Origin of the sequence: Pseudomonas sp. KK4 (genome assembly GCF_001984065.1) — a bacterium.
GTDB lineage: Bacteria > Pseudomonadota > Gammaproteobacteria > Pseudomonadales > Pseudomonadaceae > Aquipseudomonas.
In genome coordinates this window covers 1-5,735 of sequence record NZ_LYVP01000194.1, presented here as the reverse complement: position 1 = coordinate 5,735, position 5,735 = coordinate 1, and the positions used below count along the sequence as shown (strand labels likewise).

The window sequence follows — 5,735 nt, the reverse complement described above, 5'->3', positions numbered from 1 at the left end:
CGGGTGGAGAGGGGCGGGGTGCGTGGGGGGATCTGGCGTTTGTTGCCGGTGGATTCGAATGCGGCGGCCAAGCGCAGCAGCGCCGAGTCGTCGTAGGCGCGGCCGGCGAAGGTCAGGCCTACGGGCATGCCGATGTCCGGCATCACGCCCATGGGCACGGTGACCGTCGGTACACCCAAATGGCGGATGGCGAGGTTGCCGTTGGCTACCCACACACCGTTGCTCCAGGCGATGTCCGCCGACGCCGGATTGACATCGGCATCCGCCGGGCCCACATCGGCCACCGTCGGGAACAACACCGCGTCCAGCCCGAGCCGATCCATCCAGTCTTCCAGATCCAACTTGCGCGTCCGCTCCAGCCCACGCAGGCCATCAGGCACCGTGCTGATCTGGTCCCAAGGCGTAATGCCCCGTTCAGCCATCTTCACGTACTCATCCATGCCCGCCGCCAGGTCGCCTTCACGGTTGGGCAGCGTGCCCGGGTCGTGAGGGAAAATCAGCGGGCCATCGACATCCACCAGACGGTTCAGCTTCGGATCGCCATTGGCCTGCAGGAAATCATCGAAAGCCCAGGCCGTCAGGTCCCACAACTCATGGTGCAGGAACTCCTTGGACACGATCCCGCGATTGAACACGGTCGGCGCCCCCGGGCGATCGCCCTCACAGTTGGACACCAATGGGAAATCCACTTCAAACACTTCAGCACCGGCCGCTTCCAGCGCCTTGCGCGCCTGCTGCCAAAGGCCGATCACCGATGCGCGGGTGTTGATGCGCTGCCCGGTCGGGCCACCGATCCCCGGCGCTTCGCTGGTGCCGGCTTCAGGGTCGGCATTGATGTACATCTTCGGAACGCCGAAGCGCTTGCCCGCCAGCGCATCAGCCTTCACCGCCAGCGTCTGATAGGAAGCAGGGCGCACCGACGCCACGCTCGGGATCGGCACCCAGGGTTGCAGGCGCCACAGGTCGCCACGGGTGTCCGGATCGTCGGCCACCACCACATCCAGCACTTCGAGCAGGTCGGCCATGGTCCGGGCGAAGGGCACCACCACGTCCATGGTCGGGGTCAGCGGCCAGTTGCCGCGCACCGAAATCACCCCGCGCGACGGCGTGTAGGCGCACAAGCCATTGTTCGACGCCGGGCCGCGACCGCTGGACCAGGTTTCCTCCGCCAGGCCGAACGCGGCAAAACTGGCGGCCGTGGCGGTACCGGCGCCGTTGGACGAACCCGAAGCGAAGGGTGCGGTGAGGTAGTCAGCGTTGTACGGGCTCTCGGCCCGGCCGTAGACCCCGCGCTGCATGCCGCCATTGGCCATCGGCGGCATGTTGGTCTTGCCCAGGCAGATCGCCCCGGCACCGCGCAGACGCTCGATGGTGAACGCATCGCGGCAGGCCATCAGGTCCTTGAAAGCCGGGCTGCCGGACGCCGCGGTCAGGCCCTTGACCAGGTAACTGTCCTTGGCCGTGTAGGGAATGCCATCCAGCGGCCCGAGGGTCTGGCCCTTGGCGCGACGGGCATCGGAGGCCTGAGCCTCTTTCAGCGCGTCCGGGTTGCGCACCACCACCGCATTGAGCGCGGTCGGCGTGTCGGCGCCGTCATAGGCGTCGATGCGCGCAAGATACGCCTGCACCAGTTCGACCGCCGTGGTCTGGCCGGATTCGAGCGCAGCGCGCAGTTGGGCAATGGAGACTTCAGTGACTTCGATCATGCGGGCAGCACCGGCAGCAAATGGGGGATGCGGTGAGTGTTGACCTGGCGGGCAATCTTGCGCACAGGCACCTCACGTCTATAAAAGGTTTTCTTAACGTTACTGGTTGCACAGCCTTACGCGACGAGGGCCGGATTTCAACCTCGGCGTGGCATTTTGCACCATGCCTTGGAAAATTCGATGAACAAGTCGCTGTTTTAAAAGAAAAATTATTGTCGAAGGGGCTTCCCAGGCGTAACAAAAGTTGATAAATTTCCGCGCATTCCAGCACAGCTCGTTAAACCGGTTGTGATTCGGAATCGAGTGCCAGACACTCGTAGCAACATTTACAGGGGCGTCGCCAAGCGGTAAGGCAGCAGGTTTTGATCCTGCCATGCGTTGGTTCGAATCCAGCCGCCCCTGCCATCTTCAAGAAACGCCAGTCCTTCACAGGGCTGGCGTTTTTTTATGCCCGCAGAAAACTGCCCATGATCCATCCGGACACCGATATTGGCCATTACGGTCCCCTTTTGGCCTGCCTGGCGCTGTGAACCGACTAGGCTGTCAGCAAGAATCGAAGCCATAACAGCATCTTTATTGTCCTTGCCCTTGGCCACTCTTCAGGCCGCTGCCGTAGACCAACCATAAAAACCGACGAGCTGACATTGGGGAACTGATCCATGCAAACCATCAAACGCATTCTGGGCGCCACGGTGTGTGGGCTGACGCTGCTGGCCAGCGCCGTGCAGGCCGAACAGCGCGAGTTGCGGGTGTACAACTGGGCGGACTACATCCTGCCGTCCGTGCCCAAGGACTTTGCCCAGAACACCGGCATCAAAGTGACCTGGGACACCTTCGACACCAATGAATCCCTGGAAGCCAAGTTGCTGACCGGCAACTCCGGCTACGACCTGGTGGTGCCGTCCAATCAGTTCATCGAGACCCAGATCAAGGCCGGGGTGTTCCAGAAACTCGACAAGTCCAAGCTGCCCAACTGGAAGCACCAGGACCCGGCGCTGCTCAAGTTGCTGGACAAGAACGACCCGGGCAATCAGTACGGCGTGCCTTATATGTACGGCACCGTGCTGATCGGCTTCAACCCGGCCAAGGTCAAGGCGGCGCTGGGCGAGAATGCGCCGGTGGACAGTTGGGATCTGGTGTTCAAGCCCCAGAACATGGAAAAGCTCAAGGCCTGCGGTGTGGCGATGCTTGATTCGCCGTCGGAGATCCTGCCGATCGCCCTGCATTACCTGGGGCTGGACCCCAACAGCCAGAACCCGGACGACTATGAAAAAGCCAAGGCGCTGATGCTCAAGGTTCGCCCGTACGTCACCTATTTCAACTCGGCCAAGTACATGACCGACATCGCCAACGGCGATATCTGCGTGGCCATCGGTTACTCCGGCAGCTTCTATCAATTCGGCAATCGTGCGAAAGAGGCGGGCAACGGCGTGGTGGTCGATTGGCGCCTGCCGAAAGAGGGCGCGCCGATCTGGTTCGACACTTTCGCCATTCCGAAAAGCGCGAAGAACGTCGAAGAAGCCCACGAATTCCTCAACACCTTGCTCGATCCGAAGGTCATCGCGCCGATCAGTGATTTCCTCGGCTACCCCAATGCCAACAAGGACTCGCTGGCACTGATCAACAAGGACATCACCGGCAACCCCAACCTGACCCCGACCGCCGAAGCCCTGAAGACCCTTTATGTCGTGCAACCGTTGCCCCAGAAGCTGGAGCGGGTGCGCACCCGGGTGTGGACTGCGATCAAGTCAGACAAGTAACACGGACACACCACCAACCCCTGTGGGAGCGGGCTTGCTCGCGAAAGCGGTATGGCTGTCAGCATCATCATTGACTGACCCGGCGCTTTGGCGAGCAAGCCCGCTCCCACAGGGGATCTCCAGAGGCGCAACGCGGGTTAGTGTTCAACGCGTACTTTGCCCGCCCCATCCCAACAGCGCCTGCTGCACAAAATCGGCGAACAGCTTGATCCGGATCGGTGTCAGCGAGCCGAACGCATGCAGCGAATGGATCGCCAATGCCGGCAGGGGTAGTTCCGGCAGTACCTGCACCAGCGCGCCTGAATCCAGGTCCTGCTGCACGGTGCATTTCATCAGATAGGCCACACCCATCCCTTCCAGCGCCGCGGCACGCAGGCCGAAGCCGGAGTCCAGGCCGATGCGCCCGCGGGGGACCAGGGTTTCACCGTTGGCGAAGACGATGGGCAAGGTTCGACCATTCAATTGGTAGCGCACGAAGGGCAGGGCGCGCAGTGCCTCGATCGAGGTCGGGTTACCCCAAGCTTCGAGGAGCGCCGGGGAAGCGACCAGCGCCATGTCGAGGTGGGCGAGGGTGCGGCTTTTCAAATCGCTGTCGGCCAGGTTGCCAACCCGAAAGATCACGTCATAGCCTTCGCGGATCACCTCGACATGGTGGTCGAGCAAGGTCAGGTCCAGCTCCACCTGCGGATGATCGGCGAGGAACTGCGAGTGAATCTGCGGCATCAACAAGCGCCCCAATTCACTGGGCAGGCTGACCCGCAGATGGCCCCGTGCGCCGCCGGTGGGGCGCAGGGCATCGGCGCTGTCGTCGATGGCTTGCAACAGCGGCGCGACCCGCTCGAAAAACGCCTGGCCTTCCGGCGTCAGGCTGAGCCTGCGCGTGGAGCGGCGGAACAGCTTGGCATGGAGCTCCGCCTCCAGCCGGGCGACGCTCTTGGAGATCGCCGACGGCGTGGTCCCGGCGTTGCGCGCAGCGGCGCTGAACGAGCCGGCTTCGACGGCGCGGACAAAGGCAATCAGGCTGGCCGACTGGTTCAACAGGCTCGACATCGTGTGACTCCGCAGCACAACTGATGTGCCGTTCGCTGGACTGTTTGGCGTAGTGGGCGGCCATGATACTGCGCGCTTTCAACCAGCGGAGTCAGCAGATGCAACGTCTTCAAGGAAAAGTCGCGGTGATCACCGGCGGCAACAGCGGTATCGGCCTGGCCTCGGCGTGCCTGTTCGCCCGAGAGGGGGCGCAGGTGATCATCAGCGGTCGGCGCCAGGCGGTCGTGGACGAGGCCGTGCGGCAGATCGGTCATGGTGCCATCGGTATCACCGGCGACGTTGCCAGCCTCGAGCATCATGCCGAGGTGGCCGAACGTGTGCGTGAGCGATTCGGGGCCCTGGACATCTACATGGCCAACGCCGGGGTGATTACCCTGACGCCTTCGCAGCAGGTCACGCCCGAGGCGTTCGATGCGCAATTCAACATCAACACCCGTGGCGTATTTTTCGGTGTGCAATCGATCACACCGTTGTTGCGCGATGGCGCCAGCATCATCCTGACCAGCTCCCTGGCCGCCACCAAAGTGCTCGACGGCCACGCGGTATACGCCGGTTCCAAAGCCGCCATCGGCGCGTTCGCCCGCCAATGGGCGCTGGAACTGCGGGCGCGACGGATACGGGTCAACATCCTGAGCCCCGGCCCGGTGGATACGGCGATCATCGGCAAGCTGGGTGTTTCCGATGAGCACCGCCCGGGCTTCATGCAGATGATGGCGGACATGATCCCCGCCGGGCGCCTGGGCGAAGCCGATGAGCTGGCGCAAGCGGCGTTGTACCTGGCGTCCAGCGACAGTTCGTTCGTCAACGGCATCGAATTGCACGTCGACGGCGGCATGTCACTGGTCTGAGGTCGGCGCTAAAACGAGCAGACCGCATCGGAAAACACCACCCGGCCGAACTGCGCATTGGCGTCCAGCGGGGTGATGGCCAGCAGTTGATCCAGACGGATCTCCCGCTGGCCGTCCTCGGTCTCCAGGAGCAGGAACTCTTCCTTGGTGCTGGCGGTGCGGGTGGTCAGCGCCCTGGCCTGCAACCGCCCGCCGTCGTGCAGTTCGACCTCCAGCCGATAGCCGCGCATGCAGGCGATTTCCAGATAGTCGTACAGGTCGCAGTTCATGGGTTGATAGGTGTTCATGGGGGACTCCGGGCCGCTGCGGGATGGATTATTCAACTTAGCAGAACCACCTGTTCAATGCCGGACGCAAAACCCTGTGGGAGC

At 62.8% G+C, this 5,735-nt stretch carries 5 protein-coding genes and 1 tRNA gene; 3 read left to right on the top strand and 3 right to left on the bottom strand.

The annotated features are described in order from the left end of the window. On the bottom strand, nt 1-1,706 hold a 1,706-nt coding region (locus B0W55_RS28415; protein WP_077049224.1), incomplete at its 3' end, for an amidase. 330 nt (nt 1,707-2,036) lie between these two features. Here B0W55_RS28415 and B0W55_RS28410 point away from each other — a divergent pair. Beyond that, nucleotides 2,037-2,111 (top strand) — tRNA-Gln (locus B0W55_RS28410). Between the two features lie 254 nt (nt 2,112-2,365). Beyond that, entirely contained in the window at nt 2,366-3,466 is a 1,101-nt protein-coding gene (locus B0W55_RS28405) for a polyamine ABC transporter substrate-binding protein (RefSeq protein ID WP_077049223.1), read from the top strand. Nucleotides 3,467-3,610: 144 nt separating this feature from the next. On the opposite strand, the gene B0W55_RS28400 is transcribed toward B0W55_RS28405, so the two are convergent. Next, complete coding sequence (locus B0W55_RS28400; RefSeq protein ID WP_077049222.1) at nt 3,611-4,516, bottom strand: LysR family transcriptional regulator; 906 nt, start codon at nt 4,514-4,516, stop codon at nt 3,611-3,613. A gap of 98 nt (nt 4,517-4,614) precedes the next feature. Between B0W55_RS28400 and B0W55_RS28395 the strand changes: the two genes are divergently transcribed. Then, nucleotides 4,615-5,364, top strand: a complete 750-nt coding sequence (locus B0W55_RS28395) for an SDR family oxidoreductase (protein WP_077049225.1) — start codon at nt 4,615-4,617, stop codon at nt 5,362-5,364. 8 nt (nt 5,365-5,372) lie between these two features. Here the strand turns inward: B0W55_RS28395 and B0W55_RS28390 are convergent, their stop codons facing one another. Continuing rightward, nucleotides 5,373-5,651 (bottom strand): Rho-binding antiterminator, encoded by a 279-nt coding sequence (locus B0W55_RS28390; protein ID WP_077049221.1) that lies wholly within the window; start codon nt 5,649-5,651, stop codon nt 5,373-5,375. Between the last annotated feature and the right edge of the window lie 84 nt (nt 5,652-5,735).